The sequence below is a fragment of the Bifidobacterium sp. SKU genome (genome assembly GCF_026016405.1).
Lineage (GTDB): Bacteria > Actinomycetota > Actinomycetes > Actinomycetales > Bifidobacteriaceae > Bifidobacterium > Bifidobacterium bifidum.
On sequence record NZ_CP092890.1, the window covers coordinates 1,053,516 to 1,077,895 of the forward strand.

Consider the following 24,380-nt stretch of genomic DNA (forward strand, 5'->3'; position numbering starts at 1 on the left):
CCGGCGGGGCTTTTCGTATAGAACCCGCTCCCGCTGGCGGGAGCTGTCGAGCGTAGCGAGACTGAGGGTGGTGTTTATATGCCCATAAGGATTGCCTGCGGCAGCTGCGTTGCCGTCATCTGCACGCGGTCATCGGCAACCATGATGACTGGTGGATGGACAACAAGCCGGCGCTGAACCTGTTCGAGAGCATCGAACCGAACGGCACCGTTGAACTGGAAGGACTTGGAACGGTCAACCTGTCGCACTTCCCATATCGCGAAGACCTCGCGTACGGATGGCCCGATGACGCGGTTCGATTCCACGATCAGGCGCTGCCGTTCGACGGACGCAAGCTGCTGTACGGTCACACGCATCAGCTGTCTGCCGCGGGTGCGCGGCCGGAATCGCTCAACGTCAATTCTGCGCGGACTGCCGGGCTCCGGCAAGTCGACATGGGCGCAGAACTGGGCGTCCGACCCCGCCAACATGTGGCCGCATTGCGTGATCTCACTCGACGCCGGCTGGGATGTGGTCGTCGACGCGCAGCATGCGAACCCGGCGTATGCGAATGAGCTGGCGCGGCTCGCCACACGGCACGGGGCAATCTGGCGGACGGAGGATTTCGACGTGCCCCTGGACGAGCTGCTGCGCCGCAACGAGGCCCGGCCGCGTGCCGACCATGTGCCGGAGGAGTACATCCGCTCGTCGTGGAAGCGGTTCCACCACGTGATGTTCCGCCCGCTCAATCCCGGAGACCCGAACGGCAACCTGCTTAAACGCATGATCGCCGACCCGTACGTCCGGGTCACACCGGTGCGCGGCGAGAGCGACGTATTCGCCTGCAATTTCACTCGAGAGGCGTTCCTCGAAGGACGTCGGAACACACGCACGATCAACGCCCGCGGGCTCTGAAGTATGACACGGTGGTCGCGCACGGCGACACATCCCCGGGATCGTTCTCCGTGCGCGTGGAGCGCAAGGAGAACGGCATCGACCTGACCTATGAGCGACAGACGTTCAAGAAACGCGACATCGGATCAAGGTCGGCGAGATCCTGACCCGGATCGGAGCCGATTCTAGTTCGGGTAGCCGGCTTGCGGTAGGCTCATGTACGGCCGGATGGTTGTGATGTTGGCGAGGAGTGGCACGTGGAGGAACTGGCACTGGAAAGCAATGCCTTTTTCATGGGCATCGAATATCTTGCGGTGTTCTGCAGCGGGCTGATGGGCGGTCTATGCGCGGTTCGCAAGAACTATGACCTGTTCGCCATGCTGATCACCGCATGGCTGACCGCGTTGGGCGGCGGCATCATCCGTGACGTGATGCTCGGCTCCCTGCCGCCGGTGGGCATCTCCGACCGCGGGTTCGTGCTGACCGCACTGGTGTCGGGCCTGGCTATCGCCGTGATCCATCCGGAAGTGGACAAGCTCAGATGGTCGATGCTGACCATCGACGCCTTGGAGGTCGGCTTGTTCGCGGTGAACGGCACCTCGAAGGCGCTCGATTTGGGAACCTCCGGCATGACGGCGGTATTCATGGGCATGTTCACCGCGCTGGGCGGCGGTCTGGTCCGGGACATGCTCCTGAACGACGTGCCGATGATCATCCGTGACAAGCACCTGTACGCGGTTCCTTCCGCGGTCGGATGCGTGCTCACCGTGTTCGTGTGCAGGGGAGTGCAATGGAAGATGCTGGATTTCACGGCCGAGGTGGTGCTCGACTGCGCGATCGTCGTGCTGGTCGTGGTCATGCGTCTGCTGTCGGTCAAGTTCAGCATCATGCTTCCCGGCGCGGTCAAGCGGCACAACACGTATCTTCCCAGCGAGTCGCGGTATCTGAAACGCCCGGTCATCCATCCCGATGCCCACGATGGCGGCGATGACGACAAAGACCAGTCTCGGGCTTGACGCTTTCGGACCACCCCCACCCGCTTCGCGGGAGCCCCCGCTGGCGGGTGGGGGTGGCCGGCTAACACGAAAGAACCCCCGGGAACCTTGCGGTTCCGCGGGGGTCTTATGCTGTGACGACCGTCAGACGGTCATGCTCACATGTTGTTGATGGCGACTGCCATGCCCGACTTGCGGTTGGCGGCCTGGTTCTTGTGAATCACGCCAGCGCCGGCGGCCTTGTCGAGCTTCTGGGAAGCGACCTTGTAGGCGGCTTCGGCAGCGGCCTTATCGCCGGCGGCGATGGCCTCACGGGTTGCGCGGATGGCGGTCTTCAGGCTGGACTTGACGGCCACGTTACGCTTGTGCGCCTTCTCATTGGTGAGCACGCGCTTCTTCTGCGACTTAATGTTTGCCACGTTTTCTCCAAACGACGTTTGCTATAAGGACATACAGGGAGTCATGCTACCACGATGTTCGGATAAAACCGACCCCGTGTTCCGTGTGTCGTCGGGAAATTGCCGACGGTGACCGGTAAACTTGGTGACTTGCGGCACATGGCGTCACATTTACGATGCCAAAGGCCCGCGACGAACGAGCACCACGGACGAAAGGAACCGGATCAGGGTGATTGAGCCGAAGAACAAGCCAGGGTTTACCGATCAGTCGCTAATCCGGAATTTCTGCATCATCGCGCACATCGACCACGGCAAGTCCACGGTGGCCGACCGCATTCTGCAACTGAGCGGCATCGTTCCTGAGCGCGAGATGCGTGACCGCTTCCTCGACCGCATGGACATCGAGCAGGAGCGCGGCATCACCATCAAATCGCAGGCCGTGCGCGTGCCGTGGACCTTCGAGGGCACCGAGTACACGCTCGGCATGATCGACACCCCCGGCCACGTGGATTTCACGTATGAGGTGTCGCGCGCGCTGGCCGCATGCGAGGGCGCGGTGCTGCTCGTCGACGCGACGCAGGGCATCGAGGCGCAGACGCTGTCCAACCTGTACATGGCCATCGACCACGATCTGGCCATCATCCCCGTGCTCAACAAGATCGACCTGCCCAGTGCCGAGCCGGACAAGCACGCGGAGGAGATCGCGGGACTGATCGGATGCAAGCCGAGCGACGTGCTGCGCGTGTCGGGCAAGACCGGCGAAGGCGTCGCCGATCTGCTCGACCATATCGTCATGGAGATTCCCGCTCCGCACGGCGACCCGAAGGCGCCGGCACGTGCGCTGATCTTCGACTCGGTGTACGACTCGTACCGCGGCATCGTCACCTATATCCGTATGGAGGACGGTGAGCTCAAGTCGCGTGAGAAGGTGCACATGATGGGCATCGGCATGACGCACGAGCCCATCGAGATTGGCGTCATCAGCCCCGACATGACCCCCACCAAGGCGCTCGGCGCCGGCGAGGTCGGCTACATCATCACCGGCGCGAAGGACGTCAGCCAGTCCAAGGTCGGCGACACCGTGACCTCCGCCGTCCGCCCTGCAGCCGAGGCGTTGCCCGGCTATCGCGACCCCCAGCCCATGGTGTACGCGGGTCTCTTCCCGATCGACAACGCCCAGTTCCCCGAACTGCGCGACGCGCTCGACAAGCTCAAGCTCAACGACGCCGCGCTCATCTACGAGCCCGAGACGTCGGTGGCGCTGGGCTTCGGCTTCCGATGCGGGTTCCTCGGCTTGCTGCACATGGAGATCGTCTCGGAGCGTCTGGAACGCGAGTTCGGTCTCGACCTGATCTCCACCGCGCCGAACGTTCCGTATGAGGTGACCGCCGAGGACAACACCGTGCACCGGGTGACCAACCCGAGTGAATTCCCGGACGGCAAGATCAAGAAGATCGTCGAGCCGATGGTCGCTGCCGACATCATCACGCCGAAGGATTTCATTGGTTCGGTGATGGACCTGTGTCAGGACCACCGCGGCATCATGGGCACGATGGAATACATCTCCACCGACCGCGTGGAGATGCACTACCGCATCCCGCTCGCCGAGATTGTGTTCGACTTCTTCGACCAGCTCAAGTCCCGCACCAAGGGCTACGCGTCACTCGACTACCATGAGGACGGCGAGCAGGCCGCGGACCTCGTCAAGGTCGACATCCTCATCCAGGGCGAGAAGGTCGACGCGTTCAGCGCCATCGTGCATCGCGACAAGGCATACAGCTACGGCGTGATGATGACCAAGAAGCTGCGCGAGCTGATTCCCCGCCAGCAGTTCGAGATCCCGATTCAGGCGGCGATCGGATCGCGCATCATCGCACGCGAGAACATCCGTGCACTGCGCAAGGACGTGCTCGCCAAATGCTACGGCGGCGACATCACCCGTAAGCGCAAGCTACTCGAAAAGCAGAAGGCCGGCAAGAAGCGCATGAAGATGCTCGGCCACGTCGAGGTGCCGCAGGAGGCGTTCATCGCGGCCCTGTCCACCGGCGAGGCCGGCAACGACCGCGACACCAAGGATAAGATCCGCGCCGCGCAGAAGACGGAAGGCTGATGGAGGTCTTTGATATGCCCCCGCTGGCGGGGGCTGACAGCCGAAGGCTGGCTGGGGGTGGTCCAGCGAATGACCGCCTTCAGCCGGCTACGCCGACAACCCCCGCCAACGCGGGCGATGCGGCAGGCTACGAAATCTACATCCATGTGCCGTTCTGCATGCGGCGTTGCGGCTACTGCGATTTCAACACATACACGGCCACGGACATGGGCGCGGGCGCGTCCCGCGGCAATTACGCGAACATGGTGGTGCGTGAGATGCGTCTCGTGCGCGATTGGCAGCTCGTGCACGGCATCGAGGAGCCGCCCGTCTCCACGGTGTTCTTCGGCGGCGGCACACCCACTATTCTGCCGGCGCGCGATCTGGTAATGATGCTGGACGCGGTCCGCGGCCTGTGGGGCATCGAACCGGAGGCGGAGATCACCACCGAGGCGAATCCCGACACGGTCGACGAGCGCTATATCGGCGCGCTCGCGGAAGGAGGGTTCACCCGCGTGTCATTCGGCATGCAGTCAGCCGTGCCGCATGTGTTGAAAACCCTCGACCGCACGCATACGCCCGCCAATGTGGAGGTCGGTGTCAGGGCGGCCGACAGGGCCGGCCTGCGCTCCAGCGTGGATCTGATCTACGGGGCGCCGGGGGAGAGCCTTGACGATTGGCGGGACTCGGTGCGCACGGCAGTCGATCTTGGCGTGAACCATGTCTCCGCCTATGCACTTACCGTGGAACCGACCACGAAGATGGGTCGACAGATCGCGGCGGGCACATTGCCCAAGCCCGACGATGACGACGAGGCAGCGAAATACGAGATCGCCGATGAACTGTTCGCCGCGGCGGGCCTAGAATGGTACGAGATCTCGAACTGGTCGCGCCCGGGCTATGAGAGCCGGCACAATCTCGGGTATTGGCGCAACGTCGACTGGGCCGGCCTGGGCCCTGGAGCGCACAGCCACTACAACACGGTTATGGGCAGCTCCACAGACGGTGCCGCCGCGAACAGCGACGCCGCTGGAGACGTTTCGGCTTCCGTGACCTCCACATCGATGCGCGGTTGGGACATCGCGCATCCGCGCATGTGGGGGATGGCCATCAACGACGGGCGTGTGCCGTGGTCGGGCGATGAGACCATATCGCCCACGGAGAACCTTGAAGAGCTCATCATGCTTGGCCTGCGCATTCGGGAAGGGCTCGACATCGGCCGCGTCAATCGGCATATCGAAGCGGTGAACCGGGCGCAGGATGCGGCGCAGGGAACGCTGCGCATCATCGACGACGCGTGCCTCACGCCGCTGGTCGGGGATGGCCTCATCACCCTCGACCCGACGACGGGCCATGCCGTCGCCACGAGGAGAGGCCGGTTGCTCAACGACGCCGTCATCGAGCGCATGTTCGGCGCGGTCGGCCTGTAGTGGCTCCGGCAGTGAAACGTCGAAGCAGACCTTGACCGTGCCGAACTTCACCTTGCTCACGATGGAGAATGCGTCACCCAGGCTATGCTGGAGATCGGCGAGGTTCCGAGGTCGCTTTTCGTGATGAGTGCGATGCCGAAGGATTCGATGGCGATTCCCGCCAGAAAGCATATCAGCCGCTTGATGGAATACGGCATGAATCATGACTCCTTTCGTGTGTTCTGCCCGATGTAGTGCTGGAAGGCAGGTCGACGGGATGCCTGTTGCGTCAGGCTTGAAGATTCTCGATTACCTTGCGCAGAGAGCTTCGCAGTCTCTCGCGTTCCGCCGCGGTCTCGTACCGTGCAGCTTCGCTGCCGTGCTAGCACCTTTTGGGTTGTAAGCAGACTAAATATGTCCATCGGAGAAAAGTTCAATACAGATAAAATTGAACTCAGGTTGTTTCGCTGACAAAGCCGTGATATTCTTTTGAACCAGAATTTGAACTTTGAACCAACGTGAATTGAGGAAGTCATTGGAGAGCTTCGCGACGCGGCTGAGAACCGCCATGAACGCCCGTCACCTCAGACAGGTCGACATCGTGCGTGCCGCCCAGGCGTCAGGTGTCAAACTCGGCAAAAGCCACATCAGCCAATATGTCAGCGGCAAGACGACGCCCCGCGCGGATACGCTCAGGTTCCTCGCCGATACACTGCAGGTCGACGAGCAATGGCTGCTCGGCCATGATCGCGGACGGCCCGGCATGCCGGCGCAGCCGAAACGGGTGCCGGACAATCCCGGCGGCCGGGCCGACGCGCCACGCACGCCATCATCCCAAGCGCCCGCACCCCAGACAACGTCACCATCACACGAACCGGAAGGAACACCCATGCGCCACTTCAACAAATCCACCAAACTTGACAACGTGCTGTACGACGTGCGCGGACCGGTCGTCGACGAGGCCGCCCGCATGGAGCAGTCCGGCATGCACGTGCTCAAGCTCAACATCGGCAATCCCGCGCCGTTCGGCTTCCGCACGCCGGACGAGGTCGTCTACGACATGTCCCGGCAACTCAGCGACACGGAAGGCTACTCCGCGTCCAAGGGCCTGTTCTCGGCGCGCAAGGCGATCATGCAGTACGCGCAGCTCAAGAACCTGCCCAATGTCGGCATCGAAGACATCTACACCGGCAACGGCGTCAGCGAGCTGATCAACCTGTCGTTGTCCGCCCTGCTCGACAACGGCGACGAGGTGCTGGTGCCCAGCCCCGACTACCCGCTGTGGACCGCCTGCGTCAACCTGGCCGGCGGCACCGCCGTGCACTACGTGTGCGACGAGGAATCCGAATGGTACCCGGACATCGACGACATGCGCAGCAAGATTACCGACCGCACCGTCGCCATCGTCCTGATCAACCCGAACAATCCGACCGGCGCCCTCTACCCGAAGGAGGTGCTGCAGCAGATCGTCGACCTGGCCCGCGAACACCAGCTGATGATCTTCTCCGACGAGATCTACGACCGTCTGGTGATGGACGGTCTCCAGCACGTCTCGATCGCGTCCATGGCCCCGGACCTGTTCTGTGTCACGTTCTCCGGCCTGTCGAAGTCGCACATGATCGCGGGCTACCGCATCGGATGGATGGTGCTCAGCGGCAACAAGTCCATCGCGAAGGACTACATCGAGGGCATCAACATGCTCACCAACATGCGCATCTGCTCGAACGTGCCCGCCCAGTCGATCGTGCAGACCGCCCTCGGCGGCCACCAGAGCGTCAACGACTACATTGTGCCCGGCGGCCGTCTGTACGAGCAGCGCGAATACATCTACAACGCGTTGAACTCGATTCCCGGCGTCACCGCGGTCAAGCCGAAGGCCGCGTTCTACATCTTCCCCAAGCTCGACGTGAAGAAGTTCAACATCACTGATGATGAGCAGTTCGCGCTTGACCTGCTGCATGACAAGCGCATCCTCATCACGCGCGGCGGCGGGTTCAACTGGCATGAGCCGGACCACTTCCGCATCGTCTACCTGCCGCGCATCGAAGTGCTCAAGGACGCGACGGAAAAGCTCACCGACTTCCTCAGCTGCTACCGGCAGTAGTCGGCGGGCATCACAATACGGGTCGAAAAAGCCGTTATCCGTGATTCCCCGTGTGAAATCGCCGTTTTGAGGCTCCGAAACGGCGATTTCACACACCCAATTGCGGATAACGGCTTTTTCGACCCGTAATTCGCAAACCGGAGAGGGGCTCGAGGCTCCCCGCCGTCACGTCCTCGCCGCCGATAGGATGGACGCTATGAAAAAGCACATCGTCGCGGGCATTCTGGCTCATGTGGACGCGGGCAAGACCACGCTGTCCGAAGCGCTGCTCTACCGTTCGGGGCAGATTCGCAGGCTCGGCCGCGTCGATCACGGCGATGCGTTCCTCGACACCGACGCGATGGAGCGAGCGCGAGGCATCACGATATTCGCCGAGCCCGCCATCATCCGATCCGGCGATCTGACGATCACCCTCATCGATACGCCGGGGCACGTCGATTTCTCCGCCGAGACCGAGCGCGTGCTGGCAGTGCTGGATTACGCCATACTGGTGGTGTCCGGGGCGGACGGCATCCAGGGGCATACCGAGACGCTGTGGCGCCTGTTGCGGCGATACAACGTGCCGACCTTCATATTCGTCAACAAGATGGACGCGCCCGGCGCCGACCGGGCCGCACTGCTCGCCCAGCTGCGTGACAGGTTCTCCGACGGCTGCGTGGACTTCGAGAACGGCGCTCCGACCCGGTCGATGGAAGACATCGCGATGCTCGACGAATCGGCCATGAACGAGTTCCTGGACTCCGGCGCCGTCGCGGACGAGCGGCTGAAAGCCATGATATCCGCGCGCTCACTGTTCCCCGTGTTCTTCGGGTCCGCTCTCGCCATGGAGGGCATCGATGGCTTCCTCGCCGGCTTTGAACGGTATACCAAGGAGATCGAACCGGGTGCTCGTTTCGGGGCACGTGTATATAAGGTGTCGCATGACGAGCATGGCAACCGTCTGACGTGGCTGCGCGTCACCGGGGGAGAGATCAAGGCGAAGATGGTGCTTGACGGCGACGAGAAGGCCGATCAGGTGCGCCTGTATTCCGGTGCGAAATTCACCACGGTCGATGCGCTGCCCGCCGGCTCGGTCTGCGCCGTCACCGGCCTGACGCACAGCCGCCCCGGTCAGGGGCTGGGCGACCAGTGCGACGCCGACGCCCCGGTGCTGCAGCCGGTGCTCACCTACACGCTGTTGCCGCAGGGGGAGGATCCTCACCGTTGCCTGACCGCGCTGCGAGAACTGGATGATGAGGACCCTCTGCTGCATGTGGTATGGCAGGAGAGGCTGCAGGAGATCCATGTGCAGCTCATGGGCGCGGTTCAATTGGAGATCATCCAGCAGATCATGCGGGACCGTTTCAACTTGAACGTCGGCTTCGGCCCCGGATCCATCCTCTACAAGGAGACGATCGCCCATGCGGTGGAGGGCATCGGCCACTTCGAGCCGCTACGACACTACGCCGAGGCGCACGTGCTGCTGGAGCCGGGCGAGCCGGGCAGCGGACTGACCTTCGCCACATCCTGTTCCGAAGACGTGCTGGCCCGCAACTGGCAGAGGCTCATCCTGACGCATTTCGCCGAGAAGGAGCATCTGGGCGTGCTCATTGGCGTCCCCATCACCGACATGAAGCTCACGCTGCTCACCGGCCGCGCGCACGAGAAGCATACGGAGGGTGGTGATTTCCGCCAAGCCACCTACCGGGCCATCCGACAGGGGCTGATGACCGCCCTGGTCGAGGGAGACTTCTCCCGGCACGACCTGTTCGACGAGGACGCCGCGGAGGACGTCGCCGAAGACGCGGCCGTAGCCGATGCCAAAACAGCCCGGACGGACGAATCGGAGCCGTCGGACGGCAGCGCCTTCGCCTCCGCGGCCGCCCGTGATCCCGGCTGGTGCCGGGTGCTCGAACCGTGGTACCGCTTCCGGCTCGACATCCCGCAGGACATGCTCGGCCGGGCCATGTCCGACATACAACGCATGTCGGGCACGTTCGACCCACCCGAGATGGACGGCCAGTTCGCCGTGCTGGCGGGAGTCTGCCCGGTATCCGAGATGCGCGACTACGCCATGGACGTGAACGTCTACACCCACGGCACGGGCCATCTGGGGTGCGTGTTCGACTGCTACCGGCCATGCCACAATGCGGCCGAGGTCATCGAACAAGCGGGATACGATCCGGGAGACGATCTCGAAAACACCCCTGATTCGGTGTTCTGCGCGCATGGCGCCGGTTACACGGTCAAATGGTACCGGGTGCCGGATTTCATGCATCTGGATCGCGCATACGACGCCGGGCAGTGACGTCTTCGCCGGGCAAAGGGGTCCGGCGGCAGTGACAGTGATATTCGTCACACTTAACACGCCATTCACATAAGAGACATCTCATTGACATGCGAAACGGGTGCCGCAGATTTTCCGAATCGCTTGAGTAACATTGAAATTGGGTATTGACAAACACCTCGACTCGGTATATGGACAGCGAAACGTGTTTGACATAGCCGAGCGGTACTCTTTCCTACGCACTAACAAAAGAACCGCAGGTTGTCAAGATCCTGCCAAAACGATATGAAGGTGGTTTCGGTGACTTTCCACGCCCCGCTCGATTTGAGCATACATAAATCACAAGGTCTGTACGACCCAAGCTCAGAACATGACGCTTGCGGCGTAGGTATGGTCACCACACTCAACAAGCGGCCGGAACGTAAGATCATCGACGACGCCATCGAAGTGCTCGTCAATCTCAACCACCGTGGCGCCGTGGGCGCCGAGGAGAACACCGGTGACGGTGCGGGCATCCTGATGAGCATGCCCGACGAGTTCATGCGGGCCACCACGGGCGTCGAACTGCCCGAGGCCGGCCATTACGCGGCGGGCATCGCGTTCCTCGACCGCGACATCGCCACGTCCGGCCAGCAGGAGCAGGCCATCGCGAGCATCGTGCGCGAAGAGGGTCTGGAAGTGCTCGCCTGGCGAGTGGTGCCGACCAACCCGGACGGGCTCGGCCTGCAGGCGCTCGCCTCGATGCCCAGCTTCAAGACGCTGGTCATCGCCGACGCCGAAGGCAAGCTGGCGGGCATCGAGCTCGACCGCAAGACCTTCCGCATCCGCAAGCGCGTCGAGCATGAGGTCGGCATCTACTTCGCGTCGCTGTCGGCCCGCACCATCACCTACAAGGGCATGCTCACCACGATGCAGCTCACCCCGTTCTTCCCCGACCTGTCGGATTCGCGCATGAAGGCGAAGATCGCGATTGTGCACTCGCGCTTCTCCACGAACACGTTCCCGAGCTGGCCGCTCGCGCAGCCGTTCCGCCTGCTCGCCCACAACGGCGAGATCAACACGATCCAGGGCAACCGCAACTGGCTGTCGGCCCGCGAAGGCCGCCTGAGCTCCGAACTGCTCGGCGAGTTCGAGCCGTTGCTGCCGATCACCACGCCCGGCTATTCGGATTCCGGCACGTTCGACGAATGCCTCGAACTGCTGCACCTCGCCGGCCGCTCCCTGCCGCACGCCATCTCGATGATGCTGCCGCCGGCATGGGAGAACAACGACCAGCTCGACCCCGACGTGCGCGCGTTCTACGAGTACAACAACACGCTGATCGAACCGTGGGACGGCCCGGCCGACATCATCTTCACCGACGGCACGCAGGTGGGCGCCCTGCTCGACCGCAACGGCTTCCGCCCCGGCCGCTGGCAGCTCACCGATGACGGCTACCTTGTGCTCGCCTCCGAAGCCGGCGTGCTGCCGGAGATCGACGACAAGCATATCGTCTCCAAGGGCCGTCTGGAGCCCGGAAAGATGTTCCTTGTCGACACCGACGAGGGCCGCATCATCCCCGACGAGGAGATCAAGAGGAACCTTGCCTCGCAGCACCCGTACCGTAAGTGGGTCGAAGGCAACTCCGTGGAGATGAGCGACCTGCCGCAGCGCGAGCACGTGAGCCATTCCGGCCAGTCCGTGCAGCGTCGTCAGCGCGCGTTCGGCTACACCGAGGAAGACCTCAAGATGCTGCTCACGCCGATGGCCAACACCGGCAAAGAGCCGCTGGGCTCGATGGGCAACGACAACCCGCTGCCGGTGCTCTCCAAGCGCAGCCGCATGCTGTTCGACTACTTCCACCAGAAGTTCGCGCAGGTCACCAACCCTCCGCTGGACTGGGAGCGCGAGGAGATCGTCACCTCGCTCGAATCCGCCATCGGCCCCGAGCCGAACCTGCTGGAGGATTCCGAGCTGCACGCCAAGAAGATCCTGATCCCGCTGCCCGTCATCAACTCCGACGAGATGGCGCAGCTCAAGCGGCTCGACAAGGCCAAGGTGCTCGGCGGATACTACCGTCCGTTCGTCGTCAAGGGCCTGTATCAGGTGGCCGGCGGCGGCAAGGCGCTGGGCGAGCGCCTTGAGGAGATCTTTGCCGAAGTCGACGAGGCCATCGCGGGCGGCAGCAACTTCATCGTGCTGTCCGACCGTGATTCCAACCACACGTGGGGCCCGATCCCGTCACTGCTGCTCACCAGCGCCGTGCAGCACCACCTGCTGCGCAAGCACACCCGCACGCAGATCTCGATGGCCGTCGAGGCCGGCGATGTGCGTGAGATCCATCATGTCGCGCTGCTGATCGCATACGGTGCCGCATGCGTCAACCCGTATCTGGCGTTCGAATCCGTCGAGGACCTGGCCCGCACCGGCTACCTGAAGGTCGACGAGCACACAGCTGTGAAGAACCTGACCAAGGCGCTGTCCATCGGCGTGCTGAAGATCATGTCGAAGATGGGCGTCTCCACCATCATGAGCTACCGCGGAGCGCAGCTGTTCGAGGCGGTCGGCCTGAGCAAGGACATCGTCGACAAGTACTTCACCGGCACGGTCTCGCAGGTCGGCGGCATCGGGCTCGACGAGCTGGCCGAGGAGGTGGCGATTCGCCACCGCGTGGCCTACCCGAACCAGTGGACTGCCACCCCGCACATGAACCTCGAAACCGGCGGCGAATACAAGTGGCGTCGCACCGGCGAGGATCATCTGAACGACCCCGAGGCGATTTTCCTGCTGCAGCAGTCGACCGCTCGCGGCGACTACCAGATGTTTAAGAAGTACTCGCACCACATCAATGACACGTCGAACCGCATTATGACGCTGCGCGGACTCATGAAGTTCAAGCACGACCGCAAGCCGATCGACATCTCCGAGGTCGAGCCGGCCTCCGAGATCGTCAAGCGGTTCTCCACCGGCGCAATGAGCTACGGCTCCATCTCGCAAGAGGCGCACGAGACGCTCGCCATCGCCATGAACACGATCGACGCGCGTTCCAACTCCGGCGAGGGCGGCGAATCCGACGACCGCATCGAGGATCCGCTGCGTTACAGCCGCATCAAGCAGATCGCATCCGCCCGCTTCGGCGTCACCAGCGATTACCTGGTGCACGCCACCGACCTGCAGATCAAGCTCGCCCAGGGCGCCAAGCCCGGCGAGGGCGGCCACCTGCCCGGTGCCAAGGTCCCGCCGTGGATCGCCAAGGTCCGTCACGCGACCCCCGGCGTGGAGCTCATCTCCCCGCCGCCTCACCACGACATCTACTCCATCGAGGATCTCAAGCAGCTGATCAACGATGCGAAGATGGCCAACCCGAAGGCGCGCATCCACGTCAAGCTCGTCTCGGAGTTCGGCGTCGGCACCATCGCGGCCGGTGTGGCCAAGTGCCATGCCGACGTGGTGCTGATCTCCGGCTATGACGGCGGCACCGGTGCGGCGCCGCTCAACGCGATTCGCCACGCGGGCACCCCGTGGGAGATCGGCCTGTCCGAAACCCAGCAGACGCTGATTCTGAACGGTCTGCGCTCCCGCATCGTCGTTCAGTGCGACGGCGAGCTCAAGACCGGCCGCGACGTGGTCATCGCCGCGCTGCTCGGTGCCGAGGAATTCGGCTTCGCCACCACGGCGCTTATGGTCGAGGGCTGCGTCATGATGCGCGCGTGCCAGAAGAACACCTGCCCGCAGGGCATCGCCACCCAGGATCCCGAGCTGCGCGCCCGGTTCAAGGGCAAGCCGGAAGCGGTCATCAACTTCTTCATGTACATCGCCGAGGAAGTGCGCGAACTGCTAGCCGAGCTCGGTTTCCGTACGCTGGAGGAGGCCGTCGGCCATGTCGAATGCCTGGACCAGAACGAGGCGATCAAGCGCTGGAAGTCCGACGGCATCGACCTGAGCAACGTGCTCATGCAGCCCGGCCCGGTTCCCGGAACGATTCTGCACCAGACCATCGAGCAGAACCACGAACTGGAGAAGGCGCTCGACAACAAGCTCATCGAGATGGCCGAACCCGCGCTGGAGCGCAAGGAGCCGGTACGCATCGAGATGCCGATCCGCAACGTCAACCGTACGCTCGGCACGATGGTCGGCTACGAGATCACCCGCCGCTACGGTGCCGAAGGACTGCCGGACGGCACCATCGACATGACGTTCCACGGTGCCGGCGGCCAGTCGATCGGCGCGTTCATTCCGCGTGGCGAGACCATCCGCGTCTACGGCGAGGTCAATGACTACGCCGGCAAGGGCCTGTCGGGCGGACGCCTGATCGTACGCCCCGAGGACGGCGTCACCTTCGACCCGCACGAGAACGTCATCGCGGGCAACGTGACCGGTTTCGGCGCGACCTCCGGAGAGCTGTTCGTGGCCGGCCGTGCAGGCGAGCGTTTCGGCGTGCGCAACTCCGGCGCCACGTTCGTGGTCGAGGGCGTGGGCGACCACGGCTGCGAGTACATGACCGGAGGCACCGTCGTGGTGCTCGGCTCCATGGGCCGCAACTTCGGCGCCGGCTTCTCCGGCGGCAACGTGTACGTGCTCGATCTGGACATGAACCAGGTCAATCCGACCGCGGCGAAGGACGGCTCGCTGCTGTTCCTACCGCTGGACGACGAAGCACAGGCACTGGTCCACGATCTGGTGAAGCGTCACGTCGAAGAGACCGGTTCCGCATTCGCCGCCGGACTCCTCAAGGATTGGAAGCACACCGTCGCCCGGTTCACGCACGTGGTGCCGGAACACTATCTGGCCATGACCGCCGCCATGGCGAAGGCCGAGGAAGACAATATCGATTTCAACACGCCCGGCGCCTGGGAACAGGTGTACGAGCAGGTGATGGAAGGAGCGCACTGACATGGGAGATCCCAGAGGATTCCTGAAGGTCCGTACCCGTCGCGAACTGGCGGAACGCCCCGTCGAGGAGCGCATCAAGGACTGGCTTGACGTCCATGCTGAGTCCGGCTTGCAGCCGTGGACCACCGAACAGGCCGCCCGCTGCATGGATTGCGGCACTCCTTTCTGCATGATCGGATGCCCGCTCGGCAACATCATCCCCGAGTTCAACGATCTGGTTCGTCAGGAGAAGTGGGAGGACGCCTACAATCGTCTGTCCACCACCAACAACTTCCCCGAAGTGACCGGACGCATCTGCCCGGCACTGTGCGAGAAGGCGTGCGTGCTCGGCATCCACCAGCCGCCGACGATGATCAAGCTCGACGAGCAGACGATCATCGACCAGGCATGGGGTCTGGATATCGTCAAGCCCATGCCTCCGCAGCGTCTGACCGACCAGACCGTGGCGGTCGTCGGATCCGGCCCCGCCGGTCTGGCATGCGCCCAGCAGCTCACCCGAGCCGGCCACACGGTCGTCGTCTATGAGCGCGATGACGCCATCGGCGGTCTGATGCGCTACGGCATCCCGAACTTCAAGCTCGACAAGCGACTGATCGACCGTCGTATCAAGCAGATGGAGGCCGAAGGCACCCGCTTCCGCACGGGCGTGGAGATCGGCAAGGACATCAGCTGGGACGATTTGCGCGACCGCTATGACGCCGTGGTCGTCGCTATCGGCTCCACTGTGCCGCGTGACATGAAGATTCCCGGCCGCGAGCTCAAGGGCATTCACTTCGCGATGGAGTTCCTGCCCGACGCGACCCGACGCGTGTACGGCGTAAAGCCCGTGCACGACATCACCGCCAAGGACAAGCACGTCATCATCATCGGTGGTGGCGACACCGGTTCCGACTGCCTCGGCACCTCCATCCGTCAAGGCGCGAAGGACGTGACCGTGCTGCAGATCATGCCGAAGGAGCCGGACGAGCGCCCGGACAACCAGCCGTGGCCGACGTTCGCGCGTCTCTACCAGAAGACCTCCTCGATGGAGGAGGGCGGCACTTACGTGTACAGCACCGATTCTGTCAACTTCGTCGGCTCCGACGAGGAACAGGCCCGTGTGCACATTGAGGATTCCACCGCGTCCGAAGGATTCGTGGCCGACGAGAACGGCCACGTCACCGGTCTGAAGGTCGTGGATGTGGCACCGGGGGAGAACGGTCCGTTCACCCGCCAGCCCGGTACCGAACGCGTGCTGCCCGCAGATCTGGTGCTCATCTCGGTCGGCTTCCTGCACCCGGACACCTCCACGCTGCTCGACCAGCTGCCTGTCGAATTGGACAAGCGCGGTAACGTGGCCCGCAACGACAAGTTCGCCACCTCTCAGGATGGCGTGTTCGTTGCCGGCGACGCGGGCCGCGGCCAGAGCCTGGTCGTGTGGGCCATTTCGGAGGGCCGCTCCTGCGCGGCCGCCGTCGATGAGTACCTTACCGGCGTCACCGAGCTGCCCGCGCCGATCACCGCATCCCAGCGTCCGATGATGCTGCCGCGATGATTCGATAGTCCGGCGGTTCGCCGTACCGACATCTACTGGGGGCAGGAAGTCTCTTCAAGGGACTTCCGGCCCCCAGTCGCATATCGGGCGTTCCCTACTTCTGGCGAAAGTCCCGTCCTGTTGTGTGCCGGTGGGTTTTCGCCGGAGGAATGGCCCGCTCATGTGTGGGTGAGCCGCAGAAGGAGGCCGGCTATGTGCGGGGTGGTACGTGTCGCGGCCACGGCTCGGACGTCGTGATTGCCAACGATTGCGGATCTGTCTCGTCGTGCGAGTCGAACCGCCGCTACGGCACGGCTTGGAGTACAGTACATAGGAGTGTTATCCACAAACGAGCAGGAGAAGTAACGATGCCTAACCGTGCCGAACGCCGCAAAGCAGCAAAAGATCAGCGTCGGGGAGTCCCGTCGCAGTACGACCAGACCCGTGGCCGTGCCCGATCCGGCATGCTCGACGAGTACGCGCTTCAGGAGAAGTCCCGCCGTATTCAGGAGGGCGTGGATGACAGCGGCGTGTGGAAGCCCAGCGCTCGCACCGAGGTCGATGAGGAAGTGGAGTCGGTGTTCGAGGCCAACCCGAACTATCAGGATCCCAAGGCGTTCAAGGCACCGCACTCCGTGCGGCAGTGGTTCCGTGTCGGCAGCTGGACGCTGATCGCGCTGTCGGTCATCGCGTTCTTCGTGGTGATGTGGCTGCCCACGCATCCGCTGTGGCTGATCCTGACCGTGTCCGTCGTGTTCGTCGTCGGTGTGCTCAGCCTGTTCTTCACGGCCGGCAACTACCGCAACAACCCGAACCTGGACGCCAACGGCACCGCTGTGTGAGAGTCTGGTATCCGGTAGTTACCTGGTATTATGGTGTGTTTTTTCGCCAACACGAACATGGGCATTGTGCGTTTTTTCGACGTGCAATGCCCTAAAGTTATATATGGCAGTAGCCGCAAACAAGGTTACCGACGAAGGAGGCCTTAATCGTGAAAGTTGATATCCTCACCCGCGAATACCCGCCGTATGTCTATGGTGGCGCAGGCGTGCACGCGGAAGAGCTCTCGAAGGTGCTGGCCGAGCGGGTCGACGTGACCGTCCGTGCGTTCGACGGACCGCGCACCGAAGCCGATGCACCCGCCATCCCCGGAGATGGCTCGACGAAGGGCAGCCTGAAGGTCGTGGGCTATGGAACGCCCTCTGAGCTGGCCGACGCGAATCCGGCGCTGAAGACCTTCGGCGTTGATCTGCAGATAGCCAACGACGTCGACGCCGACATCGCCCACGCGCACACCTGGTATGCGTGCCTGGCCGGATACCTCGCCAAGATGCTGCACGGTACGCCGCTGGTCATCACCGCACATTCGCTGGAGCCGTTCCGCCCGTGGAAGCGCGAGCAGCTCGGCGGCGGTTATAATCTGAGCTCCTGGGCCGAAAAGGACGCCTACGAGCATGCCGACCGCGTCATCGCCGTCTCCGGCGGCATGCGCGAGGACATCCTCGCCGCGTACCCGAACCTCGACCCCGACAAGGTCGTCGTGGTGCATAACGGCATCACCATGAGCGACTTCGCCACGCCGGCCGACGACGACCCGGGCTGGGCCGTGTTCGACCGTTACCACATCGACCGCAGCAAGCCTACGCTGCTGTTCGTCGGCCGCATCACCCGTCAGAAGGGCCTGCCATACCTGCTCAAGGCGCTGCACCTGATCTCCAAGGACATTCAGGTGGTGCTGTGCGCCGGCGCCCCGGACACCCCGGAGATCGCCGAGGAGGTCAAGACCGCGTTCGCCAAGCTCGACGAGGAACGCGGCAACATCATCTGGATCGAGGAGATGCTGCCTCGTCCGGAGCTCAACGCGCTGGAGCATGGCTGTGACGCGTTCATCTGCCCGAGCATCTATGAGCCGCTGGGCATCGTGAATCTGGAAGCCATGGCTTGTGGCCTGCCCGTAGTCGCCTCCGCCACCGGCGGCATTCCCGAGGTCGTCGTCGACGGCGAGACCGGCTATCTGGTGCCGATCGACCAGCTGCGCGACGGTACCGGCACGCCCACCGATCCCGACAAGTTCGTGCATGACATGGCCGCCGCCATCGACAAGATCATGGCCGACCCCGAACTCGCCAAGAAGATGGGCCAGGCGGGCTACGAGCGCGCCCGCGACCATTTCAGCTGGGAGTCCATCGCCGACAAGACCGTGGCCGTCTACCAGTCCGTCCTCGACGAGCAGAACAAGTAACGGCGATCCGACGCAGGCGGGGGCAAGGAATGATGCCCCCGCCTGCGGGGCCGTAATGCGCGGCATGACCGGATGGCACGGCTTCGCGAATTACCGCAACCATTCCAAACCCGCACTGCCGGCAAACCTCCCCACGACAAGGAACCACAACATGCCCACGACCGACACCGCCGACAACGAAGTCCTCAAGCTCGACAACGTCGAATTCCGCCGCAACCGGCGCGTCATCATCACAGACGTGAACCTCATCATCCACGCGGGGGAGCGATGGGTGCTGTTCGGGCCGAACGGCATCGGCAAATCCACCGCGGTCGGCATGCTCGCCACGCGCACGTTCCCCTCGGACGGTCGCGTATTCATCCTCGGCCATCAGCTCGGCAAATACGACGTATTCAAACTGCGCACGCGCATCGGTCTGGCTTCGGCCGACCTCGGCCGGCAGTTTCCCGAATTCGAGGATCCGCTGGACGCCGTCGTCACGGGCCTGAGCGCCGTGACCGGACGGTGGCGCGACACCTATACTGACGAGGAGTATGCGCGGGCGCGACAGCTGCTGCGCGACTTCCGCGTCTCCTATCTCGAAGGCAAGGAGATGTGGCGGCTCTCCGAGGGCGAGCGCACCCGCGTGCTCATCGCCCGCGCGTTGATGGGCGACCCCGAACTGCTCATCATGGATGAGCCGACCACTGGCCTTGACCTGGGCGGCCGCGAGCAGGCGATGCGCACCCTGAGCCGTATCGGCGAAGAGGATTCGCGGCGTGCCGTGGTGCTGGTCACCCATCGACTTGAGGAGATTCCCGCGGGCTTCGACCACATCGCCATCATGGGACGCAAGCCGGTCTCCGCCGAGGACGCCACCAACGACGGCATTGACGCGATGGGCAACCCGTCCGCCGGCACCATCGTCTACACCGGTCCACTGGAGGCCGGCCTGACCGACGAGCGACTGTCGGAGCTGTTCGGCATGCCGATCGAGGTGCAACACACGCACGGGCGCTGGTCGGCGTTCGCGGTGTGAGACCGAGGCGTATCGGTCGCTGGCGGGATTCATGAGGAACCATGCCTGCGCATCTGATATAACGGTAGCCATGAATGGCACGCAAGAGCTGAAGGTCGCCGTAGCTCAGTTCACGGTTCGCCGGGAGCCGGAATGGAACCTTGACATTATCGACGGATATGCCTGGCAGGCCGCGGATGCCGGTGCCCGCTTGCTGGTGCTTCCGGAAGGGCTGATCGCGCGTGACGGCGATGATGACATGTTCGCGGCCGCACACGCGCAACCACTAGACGGGCCGTTCGTCACCGGCCTGAGACGGATCAGCGAAGAGCGTCATATTACGCTGATGGGCGCGGTTCATGCTGTGTCCGGCGCGGCTGATGCGGTGCCGGACAAGCCGGCGTCTTGCGCAACGGATTCCCGGGTCTCCAACGTTTTCGTCGTCATCCGTGACGGGGCTCTTATCGCGACCTATCGGAAGCTGCATCTCTATGATGCATTCGCCGCGCGGGAGTCCGATACGGTTCGCCCCGGTATCGAGCTGCCGCCAATCGTCGAGATCGACGGCTGGCATGTCGGCGTCATGACCTGCTATGACGTGAGATTTCCCGAAGTCGCGCGGTCGCTGGCCGTGCGCGGCGCCGATGTGATCATCGTCAGTGCGGCATGGGTGCGCGGGCGTTTGAAGGAGCGACATTGGAAGCTGATGACCGCCGCGCGTGCGCTGGAAAACACGTGCTACGTACTGGCATGCAGCGAGGTGAGCGCACGCAACATCGGCTGCAGCCGTGTCATTGACCCGCTGGGCGAGGTCATCGCGCAGGCGGGTGACGGACAGGGCGAGGCGGACGGACAGGCCGGAATGCTGATTGCCCGGCTGCACCGAGAAGTTCTCGAATCCGCGCGACGCACGCTGCCGGTTCTGGAGAACCGACGCTTCGCAGACCCGCAATTGCGGGATTGACACAAATTTCCCGTATGACGCGCATGCGGCCCGGGAATCGGCCACACGCGTCGCACGACACGCCCGGATTGCGCTGCACGAATGTCAAAGTGCACCGTTGTACTTCAGTGATCCCCTGACGATTGTGCTGAGCAATCCGGGCGTGTCGCGCTTGTCGGAAGCGCAAATCGCGCGAATCAGCCCGGTCGGCATCGGTCATGCGAACGAGGCGGAAGCGGGCGTGCCGTACTACGACGATATCTTCGATGAAGACGACGAATGCACCACGGCCGACATCAGCGATCCGGACGGGTCGATTGCTCTGGGCCTCGGCGGCATGTACTACGAGGAGGGCATGCACTATACCGCCGCATCGGAACGGCAGAAGCGGGTCGACTGTTTCAGAGCCGCCGAGATCCTTTACCGGCACGCGGCCGGCCGCGGCAATGCGATCGGATGGCTGTGCCTGGGGTACGTGTACGCGTACGACCGCTGCGAGGGTAGGTACTTCCGCTCGTATTACAACAATTCCGGCGAAGTTCCACCCAAACCGGATACGGACGTTTTGGCATACGAGTGCTTTTGTCATGCGGCCGAAGCGGAGATCGCGGAGGGCTGCTACAAGCTGGGAGACATGCTGGCCGAGGGCAGAGGCTGTGCGGCTGATCATGCGAAGGCGCTCGACATGTTCCTGCGGGCGTACATGTGTGACGGATTGCGGCAGGCACATTTTACACGAAATACATGATTGAGGAGGACGATACTATGGATGAGGTAGTCAAAGCAGATTCTTCCGCGGGCAAAACTTAAGATTTTCCCAGCAAGTGACGCTTACCATGAACACGCAAGCAAGAAAATCACGGCAAATCATGGAAAGGAGTCCATATGTGCACTGGTGTTCGTTTCTCCGACGATGAGGGAAACATGTATTTCGGCCGTAATCTCGACTGGAGCTTCTCCTACGGCGAGACCATTCTGGTCACTCCGCGAGGCTACCAGTACGACTATGTGTATGGGGCCGAAGGTAAAAGCGAACCGAATGCGGTGATCGGCGTGGGCGTGGTCATGGTCGACCGCCCCATGTATTTCGACTGCGCCAACGAGCATGGTCTGGCCATTGCCGGACTGAACTTCCCTGGGTACGCCTCCTTTGCACACGAGCCGGTCGAAGGAACCGAAAACGTCGCTACCTTCGAATTCCCGCTGTGGGTGGCGCGCAATTTCGACAGTGTCGACGAAGTCGAAGAGGCGTTGAAGAACGTGACGCTCGTTTCGCAGGTCGTGCCCGGCCAGCAGGAATCCCTGCTGCACTGGTTCATTGGTGACGGCACCCGCAGCATCGTCGTCGAGCAGATGGCTGACGGCATGCACATTCATCATGACGATGTGGACGTGCTTACCAACCAGCCGACCTTCGACTTTCATATGGAAAACCTGCGCAACTACATGTGTGTGAGCAACGAAATGGCGGAGCCGACCACTTGGGGCAAGGCGGAACTGAGCGCATGGGGTGCCGGCGTGAGCATGCACGGCATTCCCGGTGACGTGAGTTCGCCGTCGCGTTTCGTACGCGTCGCCTACACCAACACGCACTATCCGCAGCAGAACAACGAGGCTGCTAATGTGTCTCGTCTGTTCCACACGCTGGTTTCCGTGCAAATGGTTGACGGCATGTCCAAGATGGGCAACGGCCAGTTCGAGCGCACGCTGTTCACCAGTGGCTATTCCGGGAAAACCAACACGTATTACATGAACACGTATGAGGATCCGGCGATCCGCTCGTTTGCCATGTCCGACTTCGACATGGATTCGAGCGAGCTGATCACCGCCGACTGATTCCGGGAATTTCGAGTTCGAAGATTCCAGTTCCAAAGATTCCGCAGTGATCGCACTATATGGACAGCATAAAAGTGCACAACGTCGCAACCTGAACCGCACCCCGATTGTTGGACTGAAGAAATTCAGATTCGATGATCGGAGGTGCGGTTCTTTCGTATGCGTGAGGATCGAAGGAGGCGTTACGACGACGGGTTCCGGCGCGAGGCGCTGGCACTCATCAAGGCCGGAGCCGGCAGGGACGCGCTCGCCAGACGGCTTGCCATGCTGGCGTATACCGCGAGAAACTGGATCAGGCTGTACAGATCCAACGGCGAGGCGGCGGCAGACGCTATGATTGGGAGACGAAGGTCGCCGCGGCGCGCGACCACGTCGAGAACGGCATGACCAAGACGGAGGCCATGGCCAGGCACGGGATCGCGAGCATCGTGGATTGGCAACGGTGTGTTAGACGGTTTCTTAGAGGACAAGTCCCTGTTCGGTGAATTCCTTTGGGCTCCGGTATCCGAGGGCGGACCGGTTCTATGGCGTCGATTTGGAAATTCGCGCACGCGAATCCATGTCGCTAAAGGTCACTGATCCAGTTCGATTCGTACGTAACTTTGTGCCCGCCACTACCGTGTCGTATTCATTCGATGATGAAGGGCCACGTAGGCAGATTCTGTCTGAATTCGTACAGTCGTTTATTGTGGCCATCAATTCGTTGTCCAATGAATATCGTATTTCGCAATTGCTCGGCAAGGCGAATGACATCGCAGCATGCGTGCGTGGCGATCGGGCGAATGTAGGTACGTGGAATGATCGTTTTGGCTTTGAAGTGTTCAGCGTGGGCATCGAAAGCATCGAGCTCACCGAGCAATCACGTCAACTCGTGCAGCAGTTCGCCTCGAATAGGATGAATGTTGCCGCATACGAGGGCGTTTCCCAGCAAGATGGCAATATGGCTGCCCAGCAGCGCATTGCGCAAGGCATCCAAGACAACGGCTTTGGCGATGGCGGCATGTTACTGGGCATGAATATGGCGCAAGCCATCAATCCTATGACCGCCGCCCCGGTTCAAGCGCCGGCGCCTACTCCGGCACCGGAAGCCGCTGCTCCCGCCTCTCACACGGCATCCATGTCTGTGGAAGAACAAGTCGAGGCGATGAAAAAATGAGGCTTCTGCTGTTTTCGTGGGTTTAGAGGACGGGGACCGGCAATCGGATGGGTAGGCCGGAGCATTTGAGTTTGATCATGGCGATGAGGTTGTCGACGTGGTGGAAGCCGTAGGCCATGCGTATGGTGACCTTGATCCTGTTGTTGAACGCCTCCAGTCGCGCGTTGGAGTGGCCGGGTCGGATGGTTCTGAGGATGTCGTCCCGGCGCCTGCGGATCTTCCTGCATAGTTCGACGATCTCGGGGATGCGCGAGTGGCTGGCCCAGTTGATCCATCGTTTGAGTTCCCCCTCGGCTTGGCCGGCGGGCTGGTGCAGGAGCGTGCGCAGGAGTTCCTTGAGCTGCCAGGAGCGGTAGAGCTGGCCCCTTGGGATCCACGCCGGCGAGCGTGGCGAGGGCCGTGGATTGGCGCTCGGTCAAGTCGCCGGGGTTTCTGAGCACGGCGTATTTCAGGCCCTTCATCGCCTCCGCGGCCGTCTTGTCCTTCGCTCGCCTGGCCTGGTTCCGCAACCGTTTCCTGACCCGGTCCAGGCAGTCGGTCATCCAGGAGACGATGTGGAATGAGTCGGGCACGCGCTCCGCGTTCGGGCAGTATCCGGCGACGGACGAGTCGATCCACCTGGCGCCGTCGCCGGTGACGATCCTGATGGAGGCGCGCTGCTCCGGCGTCAATTCTTCGAAGAACTGT

At 62.7% G+C, this 24,380-nt stretch carries 19 protein-coding genes and 3 pseudogenes; 18 read left to right on the forward strand and 4 right to left on the reverse strand.

Annotated features, from left to right (window positions below):
* Window positions 1–86 precede the first annotated feature (86 nt).
* From MMB49_RS04440 to MMB49_RS04450, 4 genes and pseudogenes are all read left to right on the forward strand, one after another.
* A pseudogene (locus MMB49_RS04440) lies at window positions 87–554 on the forward strand (hypothetical protein); the annotation flags it as partial.
* Window positions 469–894 carry an AAA family ATPase gene (locus MMB49_RS09650; protein WP_052773314.1) on the forward strand — a complete coding sequence of 142 codons (426 nt, stop codon included), beginning with the start codon at window positions 469–471 and terminating at the stop codon, window positions 892–894. The pseudogene MMB49_RS04440 and the gene MMB49_RS09650, both read left to right, overlap by 86 nt.
* An 11-nt stretch (window positions 895–905) precedes the next feature.
* Window positions 906–1,040 (forward strand): hypothetical protein, encoded by a 135-nt coding sequence (locus MMB49_RS04445; RefSeq protein ID WP_261804419.1) that lies wholly within the window; start codon window positions 906–908, stop codon window positions 1,038–1,040.
* Window positions 1,041–1,166: 126 nt separating this feature from the next.
* On the forward strand, window positions 1,167–1,889 hold the full coding sequence (locus MMB49_RS04450) for a trimeric intracellular cation channel family protein (protein WP_082247898.1): 723 nt from the start codon (window positions 1,167–1,169) through the stop codon (window positions 1,887–1,889).
* A 137-nt stretch (window positions 1,890–2,026) separates the two neighbouring features.
* Here the strand turns inward: MMB49_RS04450 and rpsT are convergent, their stop codons facing one another.
* On the reverse strand, window positions 2,027–2,287 hold the full coding sequence (rpsT, locus tag MMB49_RS04455) for a 30S ribosomal protein S20 (RefSeq protein WP_003812925.1): 261 nt from the start codon (window positions 2,285–2,287) through the stop codon (window positions 2,027–2,029).
* Window positions 2,288–2,495: 208 nt separating this feature from the next.
* On the opposite strand from rpsT, the gene lepA reads away from it, so the two are divergent.
* On the forward strand, window positions 2,496–4,376 hold the full coding sequence (gene lepA, locus MMB49_RS04460) for a translation elongation factor 4 (RefSeq protein WP_013363424.1): 1,881 nt from the start codon (window positions 2,496–2,498) through the stop codon (window positions 4,374–4,376).
* 158 nt (window positions 4,377–4,534) lie between these two features.
* Entirely contained in the window at window positions 4,535–5,785 is a 1,251-nt protein-coding gene (hemW, locus tag MMB49_RS04465; RefSeq protein ID WP_047272134.1) for a radical SAM family heme chaperone HemW, read from the forward strand.
* Between the two features lie 56 nt (window positions 5,786–5,841).
* On the opposite strand, the gene MMB49_RS04470 is transcribed toward hemW, so the two are convergent.
* A complete protein-coding gene (locus MMB49_RS04470) occupies window positions 5,842–5,982 on the reverse strand; it encodes a hypothetical protein (protein ID WP_003816806.1) in 141 nt (46 codons plus the stop codon).
* A gap of 350 nt (window positions 5,983–6,332) precedes the next feature.
* On the opposite strand from MMB49_RS04470, the gene MMB49_RS04475 reads away from it, so the two are divergent.
* The 12 genes and pseudogenes from MMB49_RS04475 to MMB49_RS04530 form a co-directional block, all read left to right on the forward strand.
* Window positions 6,333–7,868: an aminotransferase class I/II-fold pyridoxal phosphate-dependent enzyme gene (locus MMB49_RS04475; protein WP_182298092.1), complete on the forward strand. Its 1,536-nt coding sequence runs from the start codon at window positions 6,333–6,335 to the stop codon at window positions 7,866–7,868.
* Window positions 7,869–8,064: 196 nt separating this feature from the next.
* The gene (locus tag MMB49_RS04480; protein ID WP_047272121.1) at window positions 8,065–10,155 is read left to right on the forward strand and encodes an elongation factor G; all 2,091 of its coding nucleotides are present in this window, start codon (window positions 8,065–8,067) and stop codon (window positions 10,153–10,155) included.
* 279 nt (window positions 10,156–10,434) lie between these two features.
* Window positions 10,435–15,006 carry a glutamate synthase large subunit gene (gltB, locus tag MMB49_RS04485; RefSeq protein WP_047272136.1) on the forward strand — a complete coding sequence of 1,524 codons (4,572 nt, stop codon included), beginning with the start codon at window positions 10,435–10,437 and terminating at the stop codon, window positions 15,004–15,006.
* Window position 15,007: 1 nt separating this feature from the next.
* Window positions 15,008–16,540: a glutamate synthase subunit beta gene (locus MMB49_RS04490; RefSeq protein WP_047272123.1), complete on the forward strand. Its 1,533-nt coding sequence runs from the start codon at window positions 15,008–15,010 to the stop codon at window positions 16,538–16,540.
* 347 nt (window positions 16,541–16,887) lie between these two features.
* Window positions 16,888–17,361 (forward strand): hypothetical protein, encoded by a 474-nt coding sequence (locus MMB49_RS04495; protein WP_003812941.1) that lies wholly within the window; start codon window positions 16,888–16,890, stop codon window positions 17,359–17,361.
* A gap of 149 nt (window positions 17,362–17,510) precedes the next feature.
* Window positions 17,511–18,761, forward strand: coding sequence for a glycogen synthase (glgA, locus tag MMB49_RS04500; RefSeq protein ID WP_003812943.1), 1,251 nt, complete (start codon window positions 17,511–17,513; stop codon window positions 18,759–18,761).
* A gap of 151 nt (window positions 18,762–18,912) precedes the next feature.
* On the forward strand, window positions 18,913–19,779 hold the full coding sequence (locus MMB49_RS04505) for an ABC transporter ATP-binding protein (protein WP_047272138.1): 867 nt from the start codon (window positions 18,913–18,915) through the stop codon (window positions 19,777–19,779).
* A 70-nt stretch (window positions 19,780–19,849) separates the two neighbouring features.
* Window positions 19,850–20,722, forward strand: a complete 873-nt coding sequence (locus MMB49_RS04510) for a nitrilase-related carbon-nitrogen hydrolase (protein ID WP_047272125.1) — start codon at window positions 19,850–19,852, stop codon at window positions 20,720–20,722.
* Between the two features lie 97 nt (window positions 20,723–20,819).
* Window positions 20,820–21,449: a sel1 repeat family protein gene (locus MMB49_RS04515; protein WP_241958044.1), complete on the forward strand. Its 630-nt coding sequence runs from the start codon at window positions 20,820–20,822 to the stop codon at window positions 21,447–21,449.
* Window positions 21,450–21,586: 137 nt separating this feature from the next.
* Window positions 21,587–22,537, forward strand: a complete 951-nt coding sequence (gene bsh / locus MMB49_RS04520) for a choloylglycine hydrolase (RefSeq protein WP_013389832.1) — start codon at window positions 21,587–21,589, stop codon at window positions 22,535–22,537.
* Between the two features lie 159 nt (window positions 22,538–22,696).
* Complete coding sequence (locus tag MMB49_RS04525) at window positions 22,697–22,924, forward strand: transposase (RefSeq protein ID WP_052773318.1); 228 nt, start codon at window positions 22,697–22,699, stop codon at window positions 22,922–22,924.
* 127 nt (window positions 22,925–23,051) lie between these two features.
* Window positions 23,052–23,690, forward strand: a pseudogene (locus MMB49_RS04530) (SPFH domain-containing protein); the annotation flags it as partial.
* 25 nt (window positions 23,691–23,715) lie between these two features.
* On the opposite strand, the gene MMB49_RS04535 reads toward MMB49_RS04530, so the two are convergent.
* A complete protein-coding gene (locus MMB49_RS04535; protein WP_320109769.1) occupies window positions 23,716–24,066 on the reverse strand; it encodes a transposase in 351 nt (116 codons plus the stop codon).
* Window positions 24,067–24,127: 61 nt separating this feature from the next.
* Window positions 24,128–24,364 (reverse strand): annotated as a pseudogene (locus tag MMB49_RS04540) (transposase); the annotation flags it as partial.
* Window positions 24,365–24,380 lie beyond the last annotated feature (16 nt).

What these genes read in the sequence shown, in the direction of transcription:
- hemW (WP_047272134.1), top strand. Translation starts at nt 4,535, where the DNA reads ATGCGGCGTTGCGGCTACTGCGATTTCAACACATACACGGCCACGGAC.
- MMB49_RS04475 (WP_182298092.1), top strand. Translation starts at nt 6,333, where the DNA reads ATGAACGCCCGTCACCTCAGACAGGTCGACATCGTGCGTGCCGCCCAG.
- MMB49_RS04495 (WP_003812941.1), top strand. Translation starts at nt 16,888, where the DNA reads ATGCCTAACCGTGCCGAACGCCGCAAAGCAGCAAAAGATCAGCGTCGG.
- MMB49_RS09650 (WP_052773314.1), top strand. Translation starts at nt 469, where the DNA reads ATGTGGCCGCATTGCGTGATCTCACTCGACGCCGGCTGGGATGTGGTC.
- MMB49_RS04470 (WP_003816806.1), bottom strand. Translation starts at nt 5,982, where the DNA reads ATGCCGTATTCCATCAAGCGGCTGATATGCTTTCTGGCGGGAATCGCC.
- MMB49_RS04510 (WP_047272125.1), top strand. Translation starts at nt 19,850, where the DNA reads ATGAATGGCACGCAAGAGCTGAAGGTCGCCGTAGCTCAGTTCACGGTT.
- MMB49_RS04505 (WP_047272138.1), top strand. Translation starts at nt 18,913, where the DNA reads ATGCCCACGACCGACACCGCCGACAACGAAGTCCTCAAGCTCGACAAC.
- MMB49_RS04480 (WP_047272121.1), top strand. Translation starts at nt 8,065, where the DNA reads ATGAAAAAGCACATCGTCGCGGGCATTCTGGCTCATGTGGACGCGGGC.
- MMB49_RS04490 (WP_047272123.1), top strand. Translation starts at nt 15,008, where the DNA reads ATGGGAGATCCCAGAGGATTCCTGAAGGTCCGTACCCGTCGCGAACTG.
- MMB49_RS04525 (WP_052773318.1), top strand. Translation starts at nt 22,697, where the DNA reads ATGCGTGAGGATCGAAGGAGGCGTTACGACGACGGGTTCCGGCGCGAG.
- bsh (WP_013389832.1), top strand. Translation starts at nt 21,587, where the DNA reads ATGTGCACTGGTGTTCGTTTCTCCGACGATGAGGGAAACATGTATTTC.
- MMB49_RS04450 (WP_082247898.1), top strand. Translation starts at nt 1,167, where the DNA reads ATGGGCATCGAATATCTTGCGGTGTTCTGCAGCGGGCTGATGGGCGGT.